We start from the raw sequence: 18,554 nt of genomic DNA on the forward strand, positions 1-18,554 counted from the left end.
TAGAGAGAATCACGGGACGACGTGCCGGCTCAGAGGAAATCGCCGCCCGTTGACGAGACGCTCTTGTTGATCGCCGATGTCCACTTGACACGGACCATCACCGATCGAGATAACTACTCCGGGAGGGAGCCATGTACTACGATCCGCAAAAAGGCGACCACGGCCTGGCCTTCAACCCGTTCAAATCCTGCGTCGTGCCCCGGCCTATCGGGTGGATATCGACCCGCAGCAAGAAACGTACGGACAACCTCGCCCCCTACAGCCAATTCCAGAACCTCACGTTCGACCCGCCGTACGTCATGATCGCCGCCAACCAGAACACGCACGGGAAGCGGAAAGACACGGTCGTGAACATCGAGGAGACCGGAGAATTCGTATACAACATGGCCACCTACGATCTGCGCGAGGCCGTCAACCGGTCTGCGGCGGAGGTTCCCCCCGACGTGGACGAATTCGATCTGGCCGGGCTCACCAAGGCGCCGTCCCTGAAGGTGAAGCCCTTCCGGGTGGCGGAATCCCCCATCCAGTTCGAATGCGTGTACCACCAAACCCTGAGACTGCCCGGCAGCGGACCGATCGGCACCGTCGACGTCGTGATCGGCAGGGTGGTGCTGGTGCATATCCGGGACGACGCGATCACCCCGGACGGGAAACTCGACGTCCTCAAAATCCGCCCCCTGGCGCGCCTCGGCTATTATGACTACACCACGGTGGACTCCCTCTTCGAAATGGTCATTCCGGGCGAAAACGAGCTGCTGCTGACGGGCCTGGAAGGGGCGCCCGGCAGAAAATAATACGCGGGCGAGGAATTCAAATGGGAGAAGAAGCGGTTTTGGTCGCTATCGGCTGCGGCCGTCTGCCAAGGATACTCGATCTTGCCGCGCGGCGATCTTTTGTCGTTTTTGGAGCGCTAGGGGAAGAGGTCGCCGCCGGCCTCGCTGCGCACACCGGGGGCGGCACACCGGCGGCTCTGCCGGTCTACTTCTACGAAACCGGGTGAATCATCCCGCGGCGGGTGGTTGCGGTCGGCAACCTGGACAGGATCTGGCCGGCTTTTCTGGAGGATGTTGCGGATGAGGCCTGGGAAACAGCCTTTCGAGGCCGTTTCGGGGCGGCATGGACCGACGTCCTCGACGCAGCCGACCCCTCCTTGAGCTACAACGCATCGAGCGACGTCTATTTCTCCGTGCGGGATGCCCACAGGGTGGAGGATCTGACCGTTGAGCAGTTGCTGGAAAAAGAAGCGGCCGGCAGGCCGCTCGATATCATCGTCAGCTGATGTTTCGTGATCGCTCGAAGGCCGGTCCTTTCCGATGCCCATGCGGACTGTACGATTGGGGAACCGGGGGCTTTGACAAAGGGCTTTTTGAAGGGGGTGCGATAGATAGGGGGCGTCGAGCATTCGAGCGGGAGACAAAAAAGCTGCGCCCGGGCCCTTCGACCCGGGTGCTCGGATGTCAGGGTGCGGGGGGAAAGTGCAGGATAAAAACGGTCCCTCCCGAGTTGAAGCAGTCTTCCGGGGAGTCGCAGCAGGCGCAGTCGCTGATGCGGCTGGGGCAGATGTCGTCCTCCTTGGGGATGAAACGGCACCGTGTCGATTCCATTTCGATCCGGAAGTGGTAGCGTTCGGAGAAGATCTTCATGCGGAGAAGGTCTGCGCCCTTGCCGCCCGCATTGAAGTCGAAGGGCCGCTTGGACGAGTAGGCCATGGTATCGCGGGTGGTGAAAAACCCCTCGAAGATCCGCCGCTGGTGGTCGGGGGTAATCCCGACCCCGTAGTCCCTGACCCGCAGGAGGGCCCCGGTGCCCTCTTTCTTGACTGCAATCTCGATCTTCCCCTCGTTGGGGGTGTTCTCGACGGCGTTCTTCACCAAACCGTCGAAGATCTTCTGGATGGCCTCGACCGGGATCAGAATCGGGGGGACAGGCTCCACCTCCAGGAATAGTTCCACCTCCCTGGTGGGGAATTCGGCCTGCAGCACGGGCAGCCGCTCACTCACGAAGTCGTGCAGCAGAACCTTGCGGGCCACCATCTCCCGGGGCGAGAAGAGCTCCTCGATTCGCCGCCGCACCAGGGCGATGCCCGACGCCTCACCGACCATCTCCGCCAGGAGGGTCTCCAGTTCGTCCGTGCACTGCTCCACCAGCAGATTCATCATGGCGTAGATCTCGTGCGTCCGCCCCTGCATGATGTCGTCGACCTCGTCCTCGATCTCGGTGATCCGGTCGAGGTTCCTTCGCGCACGCGCCATCGTCGTTTTCCAATTCTGCTCCGGCAGCTCCTCAAGCCTCCTCTCGAGGACGTTCAGAGAACCTGAAAGAACGGAGATCGGCGTCTTGAGTTCATGGCTCAGATGGTTGATGACCTTGTCCTTCGCGCGGTTGAGGCTGCTGACCTCCCGGTACGCACGCTTCAGCTCCTCGGAAAACCGCGCGTTTTCGATCGAGAGGACGACCGTGCCCGCGATCATGCTGAGGAGGGCTTCGTCCGTCTCATCGAAATTCCCCTCGAACTTGTTGATGGCGCAAAGCGACCCGATGATGCGGTCGAAGCTTCGGAGGGGCACCAGCACCAGGTTGCGGGTGTGGTATCCGAGCTTCTTGTCCCGCTCCCGATGCAGTGAGGGGTCGACCGAGGTGTCGGTGACGATCATGGGCTCCCCGGTCTGGATGACCTTTCCCGCCACGAGCTGGTCCATCCCCCAGCGGATCTCCTTCACGCGGCGCTCTGTGGCGGTGTCGTCGTAGGCCCCGCCGAGGGCGTAAAGCTCCTTTTTCTCCTCGTCGTGCAGGATGATAAGCGCACCTTCGCTTCCCAGAAGGTGCCGCACCTCCTCGCTGATATAGTCCAGTAGTTCCTCGAGATCCGGGTACTCCGGCAGGGCTACGCTGATGCGGTGCAGAATCTCGTTGTTGCGCGCGAGCCGCTTCTCGTTCGTGATATCCCTGAGGATCACCAGTTCCCCGGCCGGCTCGCCCTCGTCATCCAGAAAAACGACCCCGCGCATGACGACATCGAGCGTACGCCCGTCCCGCGTTCGGCGCTTGGTTTCGTGGCGGAGTACCAGACGCGTCCGGATCAGTTCCTGGAGTTTTTCGCTGGTCTCCTTTTCGAGCCCCTCCGGGACGTAGGGGATGCGCTGGCCCTTCAATTCCTGAAAGGTCCAGCCGAAGGTCTCGGTAAACGCGGCATTGGCATAGGTGACCTTGCCTTCGAGCGAAAAGGCCACCATGGGGTAGGGCACAAAATCCAGCAGCGTCCGGTAGCGCCGCTCCGAATTGCGGACCACCTCCTCCGCCCGCTTCCGGTCGGTCATATCCTGCAGGGTCTCCACCGCTCCGATCACCTCGCGGTGCTGGCCATACAGGGGCGCCGCTGTAAAAAAGAGCCAGCGGCCCTTTTGCCCGAGGGCCTGGAAAAACCCCTCCGCTTCGTACGCCCCCTCGATGACGTTCGAACGACGGCACCGCTTCCCGTAAAGGCGGACGATCTCCTCTCCGGGCGCCTGATCGACGATGAAGTCGGCGAGCACCGGCCGCTCCTCGGAGTAGAAGGCCGACCACTGACGGCGCGTCCCGAGGATATCCTCCGCATTCACCCCGGTTAGATTCTCGCAGGCACGGTTGTAGTGCGTGACGCAATGGTTCTTGTCGATCACGAAGGTGGGGATGGGACTGCCTTGGATGATCTGGGAGAGAAGCTGTTCGCTGTCGCGAAGCGCGTTTTCCGCCTCCGAACGCCTTGCGGCCTCCATTTCCAGTGTCTTGACCCGTTCTACCAACTGCTCATGGGTGGAGCTCTCAGCCATGTGATTCTCTCCTAACATCAGGGGAACTTGGCGAGCCGTCCGTTCCCGTTCATACATGGACGTTGAAGACCAAAAGCAAAGGCGCTTGAGCTGCAGGTGGGTCCTTCCCTTTTACACCATGATGCGCCTTCAAGGCAATCACCTTCCTCGGGCATCATCTCACACGCATCTCCTCCATGTGCTGAATCAGATTCCTTCCGAAAGCGGTCTTTTGGGCCGATCGCGGCGTCAGTCTGCCCATTTGCTTGTGCGGCGGCCTCCGGGTCGCCTCCGCGCAAACGATTGATTTCCTGCCTATCGGCCAAACCGGGACCTGCCGCGAAGCGGCGGCCCCGAGCACGCGAAGCGTGTATAGAAAGACCCTCATTCCCGGATTGGGTACCGGGTTCCATCAGGAAAGCATGTCCGGGTGGACACGAATCAGCATGCGCTTGAGCCGAGGCAGTTTCCTAGCACCTGAATCACAAGCCTTCGAGGGTCCAGGAAGACCGTGGACCGCTGCAGCGGGGACATCCCCTTGACCGAAAACATCTCTGCATTGTGCCCTCGGGCCCTTGCTGGTAGAATAAACCCCTCAACCGGCTTCTCCCTCTTCGGCGCACGCGGAAGGGAGGCTTTGCGATGCTGCCCGCGCAGTGAGGAAGGACGCTGAAAGGCATGTCTTGACGGATCTTGGGGGGCTGTCGGCCGACCGGAGGGAAATTCATTCGAAAAGGCGGTAAGCGTCATGACCACGATCTGGATCCTGGCCGCAATGCAAGACGAACTGGATCTGCTCAAGCAGGCGCTGCACGCGGCGCCCGAAGAGCACGACCTCCCTTTGCCGGTCCATAGGGGCCGGATCGGCGAACGCCCCGTTGGACTTGCAGCCCTTGGGATCGGCGTCGCCGCGGCGTCCCTGGGGTTGGGGCTTCTTCACCGTGAGTTGAAGGGGGCCGAGGTGATCATGGTTGGCTCGGCAGGGGCCCTTCCGGGCTCCGGCCTCATCACCGGGGACCTGGCCGTGGCCGAGGCCGAATGGCTTTCGGAGCTGGGCCTTCCGACAGGGCCCGGGACCGCGGATGCCCGTGCGCTCGGCCTCCCCGGCCTCGAGCAGTCCGCCCGCTTCGACGCCCGCCTGACCGCAGCCATCCGGGACGCGGCCGAGCGGATGGCCAAGGCGACATTCGGCCCCTTCCTGACCGTCCTCAGTCCGTCGGCGGATCTCCAGCAGGCGGGGATACGCGCCGCGGCCTTCCGGGCCGTCGCCGAAAACATGGAAGGCTATGCTCTTGCCGCCGCCGCCCGCACCCTCGGCTGCCGGGCGGCGGAGATCCGGGCCATCAGCAACCAAGCCGGCGACCGTGACAAACACAACTGGGACCTGGTGCCCGCGCAGCGGCTCGCCCAGGCAGCCGTCCTGCAGTATCTGAAGGAGCAAGCATGAAAACGCTCGAGATCGGATACTCCCCCTGCCCGAACGACACGTTCATCATGGCCGCCCTCGCCGAGGGGCGCATCGACACGCCTCTCCGCTTCCAACCGGTTCTCGCGGACGTCGAGACGCTGAACGTCTGGGCGGAGAAGGGACGCCTGCCCGTGACCAAGTTGAGCTTCTTCGCACTCGGGCACGTGCTGGAGGGGTACGGCCTCCTGCACACCGGTGCGGCCCTCGGAAAAGGCTGCGGTCCCCTGCTGATCGCCCGCCCCGGCACGCCGCCGAACCGGCTCGAGAGCGCCAGTGTGGCCTGCCCGGGAAAACGCACGACCGCCGGGCTCTTGCTGAGTCTTTATCTCGGCCGCGAACCAGTCTTCCGGCAGATGGTCTACTCGGAGATCATGCCGAGCGTTGAGCGCGGGGAGTGCGAGTTCGGACTGATCATTCATGAAAGCCGCTTCACCTACCCCGCGCATGGCCTCGAGGCGGTCCTGGACCTCGGCGCCTGGTGGGAGGAAACGACGGGATGCCCGATCCCCCTCGGCGGGATCGCCGCCCGCCGCGACCTGGGGCCCGATGCGGCCCGCCTGGCGGACCAGGCGATCCGCGCCTCGCTTCTCGCTGCTAGAGCCGGTGGCGATGCGATCTCAGATTACATCCGGCGACACGCCCAGGAGATGGACCCCGAGGTGATGCGCCGGCACATCGACCTCTATGTGAACGACTACACGCTCGACCTCGGGACGGCGGGGCTCGCGGCGGTCGAGACGCTCTTCGAGCGAGCCCGGGCCGCCGGGCTGCTGCCCGCTGATGGCCGGCCGATCATGGCCTGTCCTCTCTGATCGCTTCTGCGGCGGGCGCAGCTCGATTGACCTCGACGGTCACGTGGCACACCTCCTCGAAACGGCACAGCAACGCCTTGTAGTCATCGGGTGAACGGAGATCCTGTGTCAGGACGGACAGGATGGCGGCGAATTTTCCCATCCCGATGCGCCACAGGTGGAGGTCCACGACGCGGTCCGCCCCGCCCGCCTCCACAGCCTCCCGAATGCGCGCCTGGAGCCCGATCCCGGGAACCATGTCCAGCAGCACCCGGCCGCTCTGACGCATGAGCTTCCACGACCAGCGCAGGATGACGGCCGCGCCGACGACACCCGTCATCGGATCGAGCCACACCCAGCCGAGGAAGCGACCGGCCGTGAGAGCGGCGATGGCCAGCACGGAAATCAACGCATCGGCCAGCACGTGCAGGTAGGCCGCCTTGAGATTGAGATCCGTGTGATGGTCGCCGTGATGGGGATGCCCCGGCCCCTCTTCGGAACGGTGCCCGTGTCGGCCCTCATGGCGCTCCTTCAGGATGAAGGCGCTCAGAACGTTCACCCCAAGGCCCAGGACCGCGACGCCGATGGCCTCGTCGAAGTCGATCGGCACGGGGGCCAGGAAGCGTTCGACCGATTCATAGCCCATCAGGACGGCGATGAAGGCGAGGAGATTGGCGCTCGCGAAGCCCGCCAGATCACCGACCTTGCCGGTGCCGAAGGAAAAGCGCGGGTCATCGGCGTGGCGCCGTGAAAACCCGTAGGCGAGCGCGGTGATGCCGAGGGCGGCCGTGTGGCTCGCCATGTGCCACCCGTCGGCCAGAAGCGCCATGGAGCCGAAGATCCATCCAGATACGATCTCGACCACCATCGTCACCGCCGTGAGCGCGATCACGATCCACGTGCGGCGCTCGTTGGCCGCCTCGGCGCCGTTCAAGTAGACGTGGTCATGGCAGTAGGGGGCCGGGTCGCTCCGTATCTCCGTCATGTCTTTTCTCATGGGCATGATCAACCTTCAGACCGGCCGGGGGTTCGGATCAACGATCCATTCCATTTGAAGATTCCGGCCAATGGTGGTATAGAGTTTGGTTCTTATCAGGGTCGCTGAGTGGGCGACCGCGTTGCAAACATCCTTCTACGTCCAACAAGAGCCGGTCTCCATCCAAAAGGGTTTTTTTGCCCATGTCGGCGTCAACCTGCGTATTTGCCTGTGCGGCGATCACGAGGTCGCATCCGCACAAAGGCTTGATTTACTCGATATTGGCCACGTTCATTCCGGCCGCAAAACGGTGGAATCGAGCACGCGAAGCGTGTGAAAACACCAGGACCCGCCCCGAAGCGGTGGGCCTGAGCACCCAAAGCCCGTGAAAGGACCAGAAGCCGCTGCGAAGCGCTGGGACTGAGCACTCGAAGGGTGTGAAGAAAGCGGGACCCGCCCCGAAGCGGCTGTGCTGAACACGCGAGGCGTGCGAAGAAACATTCCTCTTTCCGAATCGGAGACTGGCGCATCACCCACCCCGACCATCAGGGAGAAACACCATGGATTTCAAAGTGCTGCTCACCACCTTCGCCCTGGTCTTCCTGGCCGAACTCGGCGACAAGACCCAGCTGGCGACCTTCGCCTTCGCCGTTGAAACCAAGTCCCGCACGGCGGTCTTTCTCGGCTCGGCCGGCGCGCTCATCACGACCTCGCTCCTCGCCGTCCTCTTCGGGTCGTTCATCAGCCGTATCGTGCCTCCCCATTGCATCAAGCTCGGCGCCGGCTTGTTCTTCATCGTCCTCGGCGTGTGGATGGTGCTCTTTTCGGGCAGCAAGTAGCGGAGAGGGCGATAGTGCCTCGGGCTAGCGGTAGGCGCTGTAATCCACGCCTCGGCGGCGCCCCCGCTCCTCGAACCAGGCGTGCTCGTCTTTGGGCGGCCGCACCACCTCTTCCGGCGCCTTCCGGACGAGTTGCACCGCCCCGGCCGGGCAGGTGCCGACGCACAACCCGCAGCCGATGCAGCGCTCTTTGACGACCCGGTACCCGCCCTCGTCCTCTTCGATCGCCCCGACCTGGCAGCGCTCCTCTTTACAGATCCCGCAGCCCACGCATGCATCCGGATCGATGGACGCGAAATAAGACGAATTGACCACCAGCCCCGCCGGGATCCCGAGGTCGTTGATCCCCCGCAGGATCCCGCAGCAGCAGCCGCAGCAGTTGCAGATGAAGAAGTGGCCGTCTTCGATGTTCCAGGTGAGGTGGACGAGCCCCGCCTGCTCGGCCTGTTCGAGAACCCCGTACGCCTCCTCCCGGGTGAGGATCTTTCCGATCTTCGAGCCATCGAACACGCCCGGCACCGGCGCTATGGCCAGGCAGACCTCGAGCGGCTTCGCGCAGCGACGGCCCAGGAGGCCCTGCTCCTTTTTGCAGATGCACTCGTTCAACAGAAACGACTGTCCCTTCTCGATGATGGAAGACACCTTCTCGTAGGTCAAGGCCTGCTGCTCCGCCGGGATATCCCTTTCGATGGGAATCACCTGCATCAACGGCGGCCCCCCGCTCAAGAACTGCCGGCCATAGACCGGCATATAGACCTCGTTCAGCTCGGCCAGTTCCCGGTCCATGTGCGGAAGCTGCAGTTCATAGATCCCGAAGGCCCAAGGGACCATCTTGTAGAGCTTCAGCCCCTTAAAGGCCACGCCGAAGATCTGGCCGCGCCGCCACATCTCCTTCAGTTGGGCCTCCACCTCCTCGAGCGGTCTCCCCGCCCGCTGCGCGATCTGTCCGGGCGTCTCGAAGCTGAGCCTCAGATGCCCGAAAAAGGCGGCATCCTCCGGCCGGAAGATCTTCTCGAGGATTTTAAGCTCAACCCCGCTCTCCGTGGAAGGGAACCCGTTCGGCAAGGTGTCGAGGATCGCCGCCAGCTTCCGGTAAACCGCATCACTCATGTGTGTACCCCTTTTCGAGCGGCGGCGTTGCGCGCCCCGCCTGCAGATGGTTTGGGCCTCAGACTTTGGAGGCCAATCTACCCGCGCCGGTTGACGAGGATCATCCCGACGCTCACCAGGCACAGGGCCACAATGACGCTCAGCCCGACCGACTCCCCCAGCATCAGGGTCCCGCTCAGGAACACCCCGAAGACCGGCGTAAAAAACGAAAAGGCATGCAGGAGGCTGACCGGGTAGCGGTGGATCAGCTCGAACCAGACGAGATAGCTCAGAAAGGCCACGATGATGCTCTGAAAGAAGAGCGAAAACCAGGTATTGAACGACAGCGCGGTCAGGACGGGCTCCTCGAAGACCGCGCTCATGATGAAGAGGAGCGGGATGGAGAAGAACAGCTGATAGAAAAGGGTCTGCAGGGGTGCGGTCTGGTGGGCCAGGAAACGTTTGAGGTAAACGGTCGTGGAGGCCCACAGAAAGGCGGCGCCGAGGGCAAAGAGGTCTCCTCGCAAGGCCAGAAGCGTGAAGGCCCCCAGGTCCTCCATGAACAAGGAAGCCACCCCGACGAAGGCCAGGGTCAGCCCGGCGATCCGCCAGATGTTCAGGCGGTCCCCCTCCAGGAAAAAATGAGCCTGGAGGGACGCGAAAAACGGGGCCGTATAGAGCAGCACGTAGACACGGGAAGCGAGAGTATAATCGAGCGCCGAGTAGATGAACCCGAATTCCCCGCCGAAGAGGAGGCCGAGCACCAGCCCGTGCAGGAAGACGGCGCGGGAGGGAAAGACCGCCATCCGCTTGGCCTTCATCCAGACGAAGAGGCAGGCGGCCGCCACGAGCGAGCGGATGGCCGCCTGCAGGAGGGTCGGCATCTCCAGGGCGGCGATCTTGATGAAGGCCATGTTGGCACCCCAGACGAGGGACAGGACCAGCAGCAGGACGACCGGCTGCCATCGTAGCTCACTCTGATACATCCGCATGATTCCCTCCTGGTTGATGCCCTGAAGCCCGCTTCGCGGGTTATTCCGCTCCAGAGCAACAGAAACTCTTACGCCTCAAAAATCACGACTGATGGGGATCGCCCGATGCTGGTCAACACCACAGACCGCCGATCACCGCCAGAAGAAGGCTCAGGCTCACCATGGAATTCACCCGGAAGAACGCGAGTTCGAGCCGGGTCAGGTTGTCGGGCGCAACCAGCCGGTGCTCCCAGTAGAGAAGGGCGGCCGTGACCAGGCTGAGGGCGAAAAAGCACCACCCGAGGGAGGCCACAAGCCCGCTCAGCACGAAGAAAAGATAGGCGGCCGCATGGCTCAGGCGTGCGATCTGCATCGCCCGGGCCTCGCCGAACCGCGCCGGGATCGAAAAAAGGCCCGTCCGGCGGTCGAAGGCCACATCCTGGCAGGCGTAAAGGATATCGAAACCCCCCACCCAGAACACCACGCCGGCCCCCAGGACCGCGGGCGCCCAGCCGAAACTCCCCGTGACCGCGATCCACCCGGCGACAGGGGCGAGCCCCAGGCAGAGCCCGAGGATATAATGGGACAGAACGGTGAACCGCTTGGTATAGGAGTAGCCGGCGAGCAGCCCGAGCGCGAACGGCGAGAGCGCAAGGCAAAGCGGATTCAAGGCCCAGGCCGACAGGAAGAAGACCGCCGCCGCAACGATGGTCAGAGCCGCCGCCCTTTGAAGCGAGATCTTTCCGACCGGGATGTCCCGGTCCGCGGTCCGCGGGTTCCGGGCGTCCAGGCGCCGGTCGACGATCCGGTTGAAGGCCATCGCTACGGTCCGCGCGGCCGTAAAGGCCAGGGCGACCCAGAAGAAGACCCCGAACGGGGGCAGGCCGCGGGCCGCCATCAGGGTGCCGATCAGCGCCAGGGGCAGCGCGAAGAGGGTGTGCTCGATCTTGACGAGGCTCAGGAGGTCTCTGATCTTCATAGCTTCAACCGGTTCCAGAGTTGGTCGATCTTCGTCCGGACGCTGTCGGACATCCGGATCAACTCCGGCCATTCACGCTCGTAGCCTTCCCCGGACCACTTCCGGGTGCAGTCGACCCCCATCTTAGTGCCGAGGTTCGGGAGCGGCGCGGCGTGGTCGAGGGCGTCGACGGGCCCGCGAACGACCGTGAGGTCCCGCCCCGGATCCACATTCCCCCCGAGGCGGAAGAGGACCTCGCCGACGTTCTGCACATCGACCTCCGCGTCGAAAACGAAGATCATCTTGGTGAACATCATCTGCCCGAGGCCCCAGAGGGCGTGCATGACCTTCTGGGCGTGCCCCGGATAGCGTTTGTCGATGGCGACGAAGCAGAGATTGTGGAACACCCCCTCGACGGGCAGGTTCATGTCGACGATCTCGGGCATCTGCTGCCGGATCAACGGCAGGAAAAGCCGCTCGGTCACCTTGCCGAGGAGGCCATCTTCCATGGGCGGGCGGCCCACGACGGTGGCCGTATAGATGGGGTTGGAGCGCCGGGTGATCGCCGTGACGTGAAAGACGGGGTAGTCATCGGCCGGGGAGTAGAAGCCGGTGTGATCCCCAAAGGGGCCTTCTCGGCGTGTCTCGCCCGGGCGGACAAACCCCTCGATCACGAACTGACTCTCGGCCGGGACCTCCAGGTCGCAGGTCACGCACCGCACGAGTTTCACCGGTTTGCGGCGTAGAAAACCGGCCAGCATGAACTCGTCGATCCCGTCCGGCAGAGGGGCGGTGGCGGAATAGGTCGTGATGGGATCGGGCCCGAGGGCCACTGCGACCGGCATGGGAGCCGACCCCCGCGCCGCCTGAAGGTAGTGCGCCGCGCCGCCCTTGTGCAGATGCCAGTGCATTCCGGTGCTCTTCGCGTCGAAGACCTGCATGCGGTACATCCCTACGTTCCGCCGGCCGCTGGCCGGATCGCGCGTGACCACTACGGGCAGCGTGATGAACGGGCCGCCGTCTTCGGGCCAGCAGGTCAGGACCGGCAGCGCCCCGAGATCGCATTTTTCGGTCTCCACCACTTCCTGGCAGGGGGCGTCCTTGACGGTTTTCGGGAAAATATCCCCTAGTTCCTTCATCCTCGGCAGCAGTTTGAGCTTGTCGATCCAGCCGGTGGGCGGACGCACGTTCAGAAGCGTCTCAAAGCGCCGCCCGAGGTCGTCGAGCGAGCGGATGTCGAAGATCGCCTGCACCCGCTTTAAGGAACCGAACAGATTCGTGAGCACCGGGTACCCGTGTCCGGCCGGGCGCTCGAAGAGAAGCGCCGGGCCTCTCTTTTTCACCACCCGGTCGGTGACCTCGCTGATCTCGAGGTGCGGGCTCAGGGGCTCCTTGACGCGGACGAGTTCGCCCTGCGCCTCGAACGCCTCTATCGCCTTCTGCAAGGTTTCAAACACGACGGTCCTCCTCCTAACCGCGCAAACGGTTCCCCGATGACGACCGGGACGGGCGGGCCCGCGCGCAGTGCGCCACCGTCCTTCCCCGGGGGGATCCAGTACGGCTCCAGTCGCCTCCAGGCGCCGGGAAGCGCCCCTTCCGCTCTCCCTCGTTGACCGGAACGAGCTCCGTCATCTGCCCCGGCGTTGCCCAGCCCGGCTATCGGCCCTGCCGAGGCACCTGCCGCCCGTCTGCCGCCCTCTGACGATGACCAGGACATCCGGGGGGTGCCGGCTCGCGTTTCAGAGGCCGCCGCCTTCCTCGCCGCGGTCCATCCTGATGTCGGTCTTCTCGAGGCACCAGGACACACCCCTCCCCCTGCCGGCAGCGAGGCGCTCCAGGACCTCCCGGGGGGTACGCGCCTCCAGTTCGACGTAAAGCAGCCGGCCGAGCGCCCCCGGGCGGCAATGGCCGAGGCCGCCCACCCCCAGGGCCTCGGCCCCGTTCAGGGTCGCCATGGCGACGATCTCCCGGGGGTCGATCTCCGGAAAAGAGTGGACCATGAAGCGCATCTCGTCGAACAGATCGAGCGTCGGGGTGCTCGCGAGCGAGTCGGTCCCGAGCGCCGGGCGGATTCCGCTCTCCAGCATGGCCTCGACATCGGGGAGCCTTCCATGGAGAACGCTGTTGGAGCGCGGGCAGAGGCAGACACGGCACCCAGTCCCCGCCAGGGTCTGGATCTCTTCCCGGCTTGCCGTCAGCAGATGGACCGCCAGTGTGCCGACGTCGAGAAGCCCGAGGCGGAGCGCCCGTGCGACAGGCCTCTCCCCCCATGGGCCCCAGGCCGCGAGATCGTGGCCGCGGCGCGCCATCAAATCCGCCCACGGCCCCCGCCCGGACGCGAGAAAGGCCGTCTCTTCCTCCGATTCGGCCAGATGCAGTCCGAAAGGCCGGCCCCGGGACGCGGCGGCGCATTTGAGGGCGCGAAGCTTCTCAGGGCTCGTCGTGTGGGGCGCGTGCCCGGCCCAGCTGTAAAAGAGGCCCCGTTCATCCTCGGGCAGCGGCTCGACCGCGCTCCCCGCGCCCAGGCCCTCCAAAAAGAGCAGGCCGCGCAAACCCGCCCGGCGGATAGCCTCGGCCCCGGGCGCAAGCGCGCCCACCTCGGCCACAAGCGCCGCACCGTCCGCGTGCATGTCTGCCGCCGCGCTGCATGCCGCAGCGCCGAGCGCCTCCTCCGGCAGGGATGCCCTCAGGGCCATGAGGGCCTCCACCCAGTGCTGAAACCCTCCGGTCGACGGGACACGCCCCTTGAGGGCGGAAAGGCCGAGATGGGTGTGCGCGTTCACGAGCCCCGGCATGATCACACCCGGCCCGTGATCCACCGCCGCCGCACCCGGCCGGCAGCGCTCCACCGCCTGGATGCGCCCGTCCGCGACCAGGACCCCGGCGTTCGGCAGGACGGTTGCCGGGTCCACCATGACCCAGCCGGCCCGATGCCAACCCGCCTTCATGGGCGCACGACCTGTCCGTAAACCGGTCCCCGCTGCCGAGCCGCGAAGCCGGCCTCCTCGATCAGGCGGACCATGTCGGCCTCCCCCATGCGGTTGCGTACACCGGCGGCAGCCACCACGTTCTCCTCGATCATGGTCGAACCGAGGTCGTCCGCCCCGAAGTGCAGCGCCGCCTGCCCCACGTGGGCGCCCTGGGTAACCCAGGAGGCCTGCACGTGCGGGAAGTTGTCGAGCACGATGCGGGAAAGGGCGAGCAGGCGCAGGTAGCTCACGCCGCCGCGGGTCTCGGCCGGCAGGGTGGCCGCCCCGGGCTGATAAGGCCACGGGATGAAGGCCGTAAACCCGCCCGTCCGGTCCTGCAGGCGCCGAAGGCGGATCAAATGGGCAAGCCGGTCATCGAGGGATTCGACATGGCCGAACATCATGGTGGCCGAGGTCTTCAACCCAAGCGTGTGAGCCGTCTCCATGACCTCGAGCCACTCGCGGCTGTCGGCCTTCCCGGGGGAGATCCGCCGCCGCACCCGGTCCGTGAGGATCTCGGCGCCGCCCCCGGGGATGGAGCCGAGCCCCGCCCCCACCAGACGTTCGATCACCTCCCGGATCGTCGCACCGGCCTGCCGGGCGAAGAAGACGATCTCCGGCGGGGAGTAGCCGTGCACCTGCAGACCGAAGGAGCGGATGAACCGGACCGTGTCCTCGTGCCAGGCCAGATCGAGGGACGCGTTGAGGCCGCCCTGAAACAAGATGTGCGTGCCGCCGAGAGCCCGGGTCTCTTCGAGCTTTTGCGCCAGGGTCTCCCGGTCGAGGACGTAGGCCTCCGGGTGGCCTTCGGAGCGGTAGAAGGCGCAGAAGCGGCAGCCCGAGACGCAGATGTTGGTGTAGTTGATATTGCGGTCGACGGCGTAGGTGACGACCCCTTCCGGGTGCAGGCTCAGCCGCCGGGCATGCGCCAGGCGGCCCAGCGTGAGCAGGTCCGCCTCCCGGTCGAGGGCCCGTGCCTCCCGGAAGGAGATGCGCTCCCCGGCCAGAGCCTTTTCCGCAATCCCGCCGAGCCTCATGCCGCTTCGACCCTTTCGTGAAAGGTGTTCCGCTCGACCGGCCGGAAGCCGGCGGCGGTGATCATCGCCTCCACCTGGGCGCGCGTCAGCCCCTGGGCGGTCGCCGCCCCGGCCTGATGGGCGATCCGCTCCTGGACGATGGTGCCCTCGAGATCGTCGGCGCCGAAGTGCAGCGCCACCTGCGTGAACTTCAGCCCCAGCATGATCCAGTAGGCCTTGAGGTGGGGGATGTTGTCCAGCATCAGGCGGCTCAAGGCCATCGTCTTCAGGATGTCCACCCCGCTCGGTCCGGGCAGATGCGCCATGGGGGTGTTGGCCGGGTGGAACGGCAGGAGGATGAAGCACTGGAAGCCGCCGCTCAGGTCCTGCTGCCTCCGCAGCCTGAGGAGGTGCTCCACGCGCTCCGCATGCGTCTCGATGTGGCCGAAGAGCAGGGTCGCGTTGGTGCGAAGCCCGAGCGCATGCGCCTCGCCATGAACGGCGAGCCACTCATCGGCTCCGATCTTCCGGGGGAAGAGCGCCTGGTGGATCCGCTCGGAAAAGACCTCCGCCCCGCCGCCGGGCATGGCGGAGAGGCCCGCCCCGCGGAGCCGCTCGAGCACCTCGCGGGTCGTACAACCCGCGCGCGAGGCGATGTGCGCGATCTCGACCGCCGTGAAGGCCTTGAGCTTCAGGCCCGGCCGGGCCCGGCCGAGGGCCTCCAGCAGCGCCACATAGTAGGCCAGATCGGGCTCCGGGTTGCACCCGCCGACCACGTGGACCTCGCGCACATCGTTCGCATCCGTCGCCGTAATGCGCCCGGCGGCCTCCTCCGGGGTCATGAGGTACCCCTCAGGATCGCCGGGGGCCCGGTGGAACGCGCAGAAGCGGCAGTGGTTGATGCAGATGTTGGTGTAGTTCAGGTGCTGGTTGGCGACGTAATAGGCCTCGTCCCCGTACAGGCGCGTGCGGACGTTCAAGGCTAGGCGCCCCAGGCCTATGAGATCGTGGGTCTCGAGGCAGGCCAGCCCGTCCTCGAAATCCAGCCGCCCGCCCCGCGCGAGCTTGTCGCCGATCGATGTCAGCGCCGGATCGACGGGGGCCTCCCAGGCGGTCCGCCCCGGCGCCTGCACCTCATTTTCCTCGAAGCTTTCAGTCATGTCATCTCACCTGCCCGGTCCCCTTCCCGACCTCGATCGCTTCGGAGAAACGGTCCCGAGCCCAATTGGTACATCGAATATCAGCGCGCCTTCGAACTTCCTCCTATGCCCTTTGGCTCGCACCCATCCGGAACTGATTTCCCGTTAGAACCCCGTTTCCAATCCGGAAATGAGGATTTTTCTTCACACCCTGCGGATGCCCGGTCCCACCGCTTTGTGGTCAGTCCCGGTTTAACCAATATCAAGGAAATCAAGCAGTTTTCGCCCGGAAGTGATTTCCTGGTAGAACCCCGTTTCCAACCCGGAAATGAGGATTTTTGGCCATAACAAGGAAATCAAGCGCTTGCGCGGAGGCGACCTGCAGGTCGCCGCACAAGCAAACGTGCAGATTGACGCCGAGATTGGCCAAAAAGACCATTTCCGGATGGAAATGAGCTCAGATCGAGACGGCGATCGGTTGCACCGGGTTCCCTCGCTGAGAGATAACACAGATCCCCCGAAGAAACCGATGTGCACCGAGCGGCTTGGCCCCGTCCGGCAGGTCGGCAACTAAGGCCTGTCGAGCGGCGTGGCCTCATCGATCAGCATGATCGGGATATCGTCCCGGATCTCATAAAGCAGCCGGCAGGCCTCGCAGATCAATCCGTCGCCCTGTTCATTCAAATGCAGCTCGCCCCGGCATTTCGGGCAGGCCAGGATATCCAGCAATTCCTTGCTCACGGCCATACGATCGCTCTCCTCTGCAGAAAATAGGCACCCTCGCGGCACCCCGTGCTCCGCGCCTCATTGCCGAAAATACACCCAACCGCGACCGGCTTGCAAGGATTCCAAGCTTCAGGCAGGAATTTCCTGTCGCACTTGCAGCGCCTCGGCCGCCGCTGCAAAGACGCTCTCAACCGTAATCCCCCGCATGCACGTCCTCTCCTCACAGCGTTTCCGGAAGCAGGGGCTGCAGGCAATCCCGGTCCTGACGACGCGGTGCAGAAGGCCGTAAGGCCCGGTGCGCCATGGGGCGGTCGGCCCGAAGAGCGCCACGACCGGGCAGCCCATGGACGCCGCCATGTGCATGGGGCCCGTGTCGGTGCAGATGAGCAGCGCGGCGCGCCGATAAAGCCATGCCAAAGTCTTCAGGCCGGTGCGGCCGGCGAGGTTCGCGGCCGGATGGGACATGCCGCCCACGATGGCCTCGATGACGCCCCGGTCCTCGGGCCCGCCCGTAAACGCGATGTCCGCCTGCAGCTCCGATCCGATCCGGTCGGCCAGGGCCCCGAACCGCTCGGGCTCCCAGAGCTTGGTCGCCCACTTGGCCATCGGGTTGAGGGCGACCAGGGGCCGCAGGCCCCAGCGGTGTTCCTCGAAAAGGCGCTCGACCTCCTCCCGATCCTTTTCACCGACCGGGATCACACCATCCCACACGGAGGTGTCGCATCCGAGCGCCCTGCCCACCTCGAGATAGCGCAAAATGGCGTGGATCTCGTAATCGACAGGAACGGGGGCCTCGGTCAGGAAGAAGGCAGAGCCCTCCCGCGTGCCGCTCATTCCGACCTTCCGCCGCCCGCGTGCCAACCCCGTGACAACCCCGCTCTTGAAGAGCCCCTGAAGATCCACCACGAGGTCATAGCGCTCCCTCCGCAGGGCCCCGGCAAAGGCGGCCGCTTCACGGACGGCCGCGGCCCGGCCGGGCCCCTTCGTCAGGGCGCGCTGCCAGGCCTTCCGGCGGGAGACCCACACCCGGTCGAGCGCCGGATGCCCGAGGACGATGGGAGCCGCCGCCTCCTCGACGACCCAGTCGATTCTGGCCTGCGGCCATGTCCGCTTCACCACCTCCAGGAAGGGGAGGCTGTGCACCACGTCGCCGATGGCGCTGAGCTTCACGATCAGGATCCGCTCCGGGGCCTTCACAAGACCTCCTTGCCCGCCGGTGGCGCCTCAACGGCGGCGGCCGGGGCGGCGAGGCTCCCCTCCCCGAGGATCCAGTCCACCGCCTGGGTCAAGTCATCGACCACCACGGCAGGCCGAAGGGGATGACGAGGCAGGATATAGCGCTCCTCGCCCAGGCCGTAGCCCGTCCGGACGAGGATGCCTGGAACACCCGCCCGGTGCGCGAGTTCGATGTCGTCCATGCGGTCCCCGACGACAACGGACCTCTCAAGGTCGATGTCGAGGCGCCCTACGGCCTCGTCGATCAAGCCGGTCCGGGGTTTGCGGCAGCCGCACACCTGCGCGAAGGGCGCAACCGACCCCCCGGGGTGATGGGGGCAGAAAAAGACGCCGTCCAGAAGCGCCCCGTCCAGGGCGAGCAGGCCCCGCATGCGCTCGTGCACCTCCTCCACGAGCTCGTAAGGAAAATACCCGCGGGCGACGCCCGACTGGTTCGAGACAACGATCACCAGATGCCCGCTGCGGTTCAATCGGCGGATGGCCTTTCCCGCCCCGGGCAGCAGCACGAGGCGGCTCGGGTGGTTGATGTAGCCCATCTGCTCGTTGATCGTCCCGTCGCGGTCCAGAAAAACAGCCGGCTTCGGCATC

General features: G+C 65.0%; 19 protein-coding genes. 7 read left to right on the forward strand and 12 right to left on the reverse strand.

The annotated features are described in order from the left end of the window. Window positions 1-131 precede the first annotated feature (131 nt). The 3 genes from H567_RS0110940 to H567_RS0110950 are packed head-to-tail and all read left to right on the forward strand — an operon-like array spanning window position 132 to window position 1,279. Entirely contained in the window at window positions 132-794 is a 663-nt protein-coding gene (locus H567_RS0110940) for a flavin reductase family protein (RefSeq protein ID WP_028321435.1), read from the forward strand. A gap of 20 nt (window positions 795-814) precedes the next feature. Next, window positions 815-1,000, forward strand: coding sequence for a hypothetical protein (locus H567_RS0110945; protein ID WP_028321436.1), 186 nt, complete (start codon window positions 815-817; stop codon window positions 998-1,000). Window positions 1,001-1,015: 15 nt separating this feature from the next. Further along, window positions 1,016-1,279 carry a hypothetical protein gene (locus H567_RS0110950; protein WP_028321437.1) on the forward strand — a complete coding sequence of 88 codons (264 nt, stop codon included), beginning with the start codon at window positions 1,016-1,018 and terminating at the stop codon, window positions 1,277-1,279. Window positions 1,280-1,457: 178 nt separating this feature from the next. On the opposite strand, the gene H567_RS24395 is transcribed toward H567_RS0110950, so the two are convergent. Then, window positions 1,458-3,809: a PAS domain S-box protein gene (locus H567_RS24395; protein WP_051184732.1), complete on the reverse strand. Its 2,352-nt coding sequence runs from the start codon at window positions 3,807-3,809 to the stop codon at window positions 1,458-1,460. A 727-nt stretch (window positions 3,810-4,536) separates the two neighbouring features. On the opposite strand from H567_RS24395, the gene mqnB reads away from it, so the two are divergent. After that, window positions 4,537-5,235 carry a futalosine hydrolase gene (gene mqnB / locus H567_RS0110965; RefSeq protein WP_028321439.1) on the forward strand — a complete coding sequence of 233 codons (699 nt, stop codon included), beginning with the start codon at window positions 4,537-4,539 and terminating at the stop codon, window positions 5,233-5,235. Then, window positions 5,232-6,068 carry a 1,4-dihydroxy-6-naphtoate synthase gene (locus H567_RS0110970; RefSeq protein WP_028321440.1) on the forward strand — a complete coding sequence of 279 codons (837 nt, stop codon included), beginning with the start codon at window positions 5,232-5,234 and terminating at the stop codon, window positions 6,066-6,068. The genes mqnB and H567_RS0110970 overlap by 4 nt, the downstream gene beginning before the upstream one ends. Here the strand turns inward: H567_RS0110970 and dmeF are convergent. Beyond that, window positions 6,049-7,032, reverse strand: a complete 984-nt coding sequence (gene dmeF, locus H567_RS24405; protein ID WP_051184751.1) for a CDF family Co(II)/Ni(II) efflux transporter DmeF — start codon at window positions 7,030-7,032, stop codon at window positions 6,049-6,051. The genes H567_RS0110970 and dmeF overlap by 20 nt on opposite strands. A gap of 97 nt (window positions 7,033-7,129) precedes the next feature. On the opposite strand from dmeF, the gene H567_RS28530 reads away from it, so the two are divergent. Both H567_RS28530 and H567_RS0110980 read left to right on the forward strand, forming a co-directional pair. Then, window positions 7,130-7,360: a hypothetical protein gene (locus H567_RS28530; protein ID WP_153306149.1), complete on the forward strand. Its 231-nt coding sequence runs from the start codon at window positions 7,130-7,132 to the stop codon at window positions 7,358-7,360. A gap of 223 nt (window positions 7,361-7,583) precedes the next feature. After that, window positions 7,584-7,862 carry a TMEM165/GDT1 family protein gene (locus tag H567_RS0110980; protein ID WP_028321441.1) on the forward strand — a complete coding sequence of 93 codons (279 nt, stop codon included), beginning with the start codon at window positions 7,584-7,586 and terminating at the stop codon, window positions 7,860-7,862. 24 nt (window positions 7,863-7,886) lie between these two features. On the opposite strand, the gene H567_RS0110985 is transcribed toward H567_RS0110980, so the two are convergent. The 10 genes from H567_RS0110985 to H567_RS24420 form a co-directional block, all read right to left on the reverse strand. Continuing rightward, on the reverse strand, window positions 7,887-8,972 hold the full coding sequence (locus H567_RS0110985; protein WP_028321442.1) for a 4Fe-4S dicluster-binding protein: 1,086 nt from the start codon (window positions 8,970-8,972) through the stop codon (window positions 7,887-7,889). Between the two features lie 77 nt (window positions 8,973-9,049). After that, the gene (locus tag H567_RS0110990) at window positions 9,050-9,937 is read right to left on the reverse strand and encodes a DMT family transporter (protein WP_028321443.1); all 888 of its coding nucleotides are present in this window, start codon (window positions 9,935-9,937) and stop codon (window positions 9,050-9,052) included. 118 nt (window positions 9,938-10,055) lie between these two features. Continuing rightward, a complete protein-coding gene (locus tag H567_RS0110995; protein ID WP_035254120.1) occupies window positions 10,056-10,901 on the reverse strand; it encodes a UbiA-like polyprenyltransferase in 846 nt (281 codons plus the stop codon). Continuing rightward, entirely contained in the window at window positions 10,898-12,337 is a 1,440-nt protein-coding gene (locus H567_RS0111000; RefSeq protein ID WP_035254121.1) for a menaquinone biosynthesis decarboxylase, read from the reverse strand. The genes H567_RS0110995 and H567_RS0111000 overlap by 4 nt, the downstream gene beginning before the upstream one ends. A gap of 282 nt (window positions 12,338-12,619) precedes the next feature. Next, a complete protein-coding gene (locus H567_RS24410; protein ID WP_051184733.1) occupies window positions 12,620-13,828 on the reverse strand; it encodes an amidohydrolase family protein in 1,209 nt (402 codons plus the stop codon). Further along, a complete protein-coding gene (gene mqnC / locus H567_RS24415; protein WP_035254122.1) occupies window positions 13,825-14,886 on the reverse strand; it encodes a cyclic dehypoxanthinyl futalosine synthase in 1,062 nt (353 codons plus the stop codon). Before mqnC ends, H567_RS24410 begins: the two co-directional genes overlap by 4 nt. Beyond that, a complete protein-coding gene (mqnE, locus tag H567_RS0111015; protein ID WP_084517163.1) occupies window positions 14,883-16,025 on the reverse strand; it encodes an aminofutalosine synthase MqnE in 1,143 nt (380 codons plus the stop codon). The genes mqnC and mqnE overlap by 4 nt, the downstream gene beginning before the upstream one ends. 549 nt (window positions 16,026-16,574) lie before the next feature. Next, a complete protein-coding gene (locus H567_RS27870) occupies window positions 16,575-16,751 on the reverse strand; it encodes a Trm112 family protein (RefSeq protein ID WP_084517165.1) in 177 nt (58 codons plus the stop codon). Between the two features lie 108 nt (window positions 16,752-16,859). Then, window positions 16,860-17,927, reverse strand: coding sequence for a glycosyltransferase family 9 protein (locus H567_RS0111030; RefSeq protein ID WP_028321448.1), 1,068 nt, complete (start codon window positions 17,925-17,927; stop codon window positions 16,860-16,862). Then, complete coding sequence (locus H567_RS24420; RefSeq protein WP_051184734.1) at window positions 17,924-18,553, reverse strand: D-glycero-alpha-D-manno-heptose-1,7-bisphosphate 7-phosphatase; 630 nt, start codon at window positions 18,551-18,553, stop codon at window positions 17,924-17,926. The genes H567_RS0111030 and H567_RS24420 overlap by 4 nt, the downstream gene beginning before the upstream one ends. Window position 18,554 lies beyond the last annotated feature (1 nt).

Origin of the sequence: Desulfatiglans anilini DSM 4660, from assembly GCF_000422285.1 — a bacterium.
GTDB lineage: Bacteria > Desulfobacterota > DSM-4660 > Desulfatiglandales > Desulfatiglandaceae > Desulfatiglans > Desulfatiglans anilini.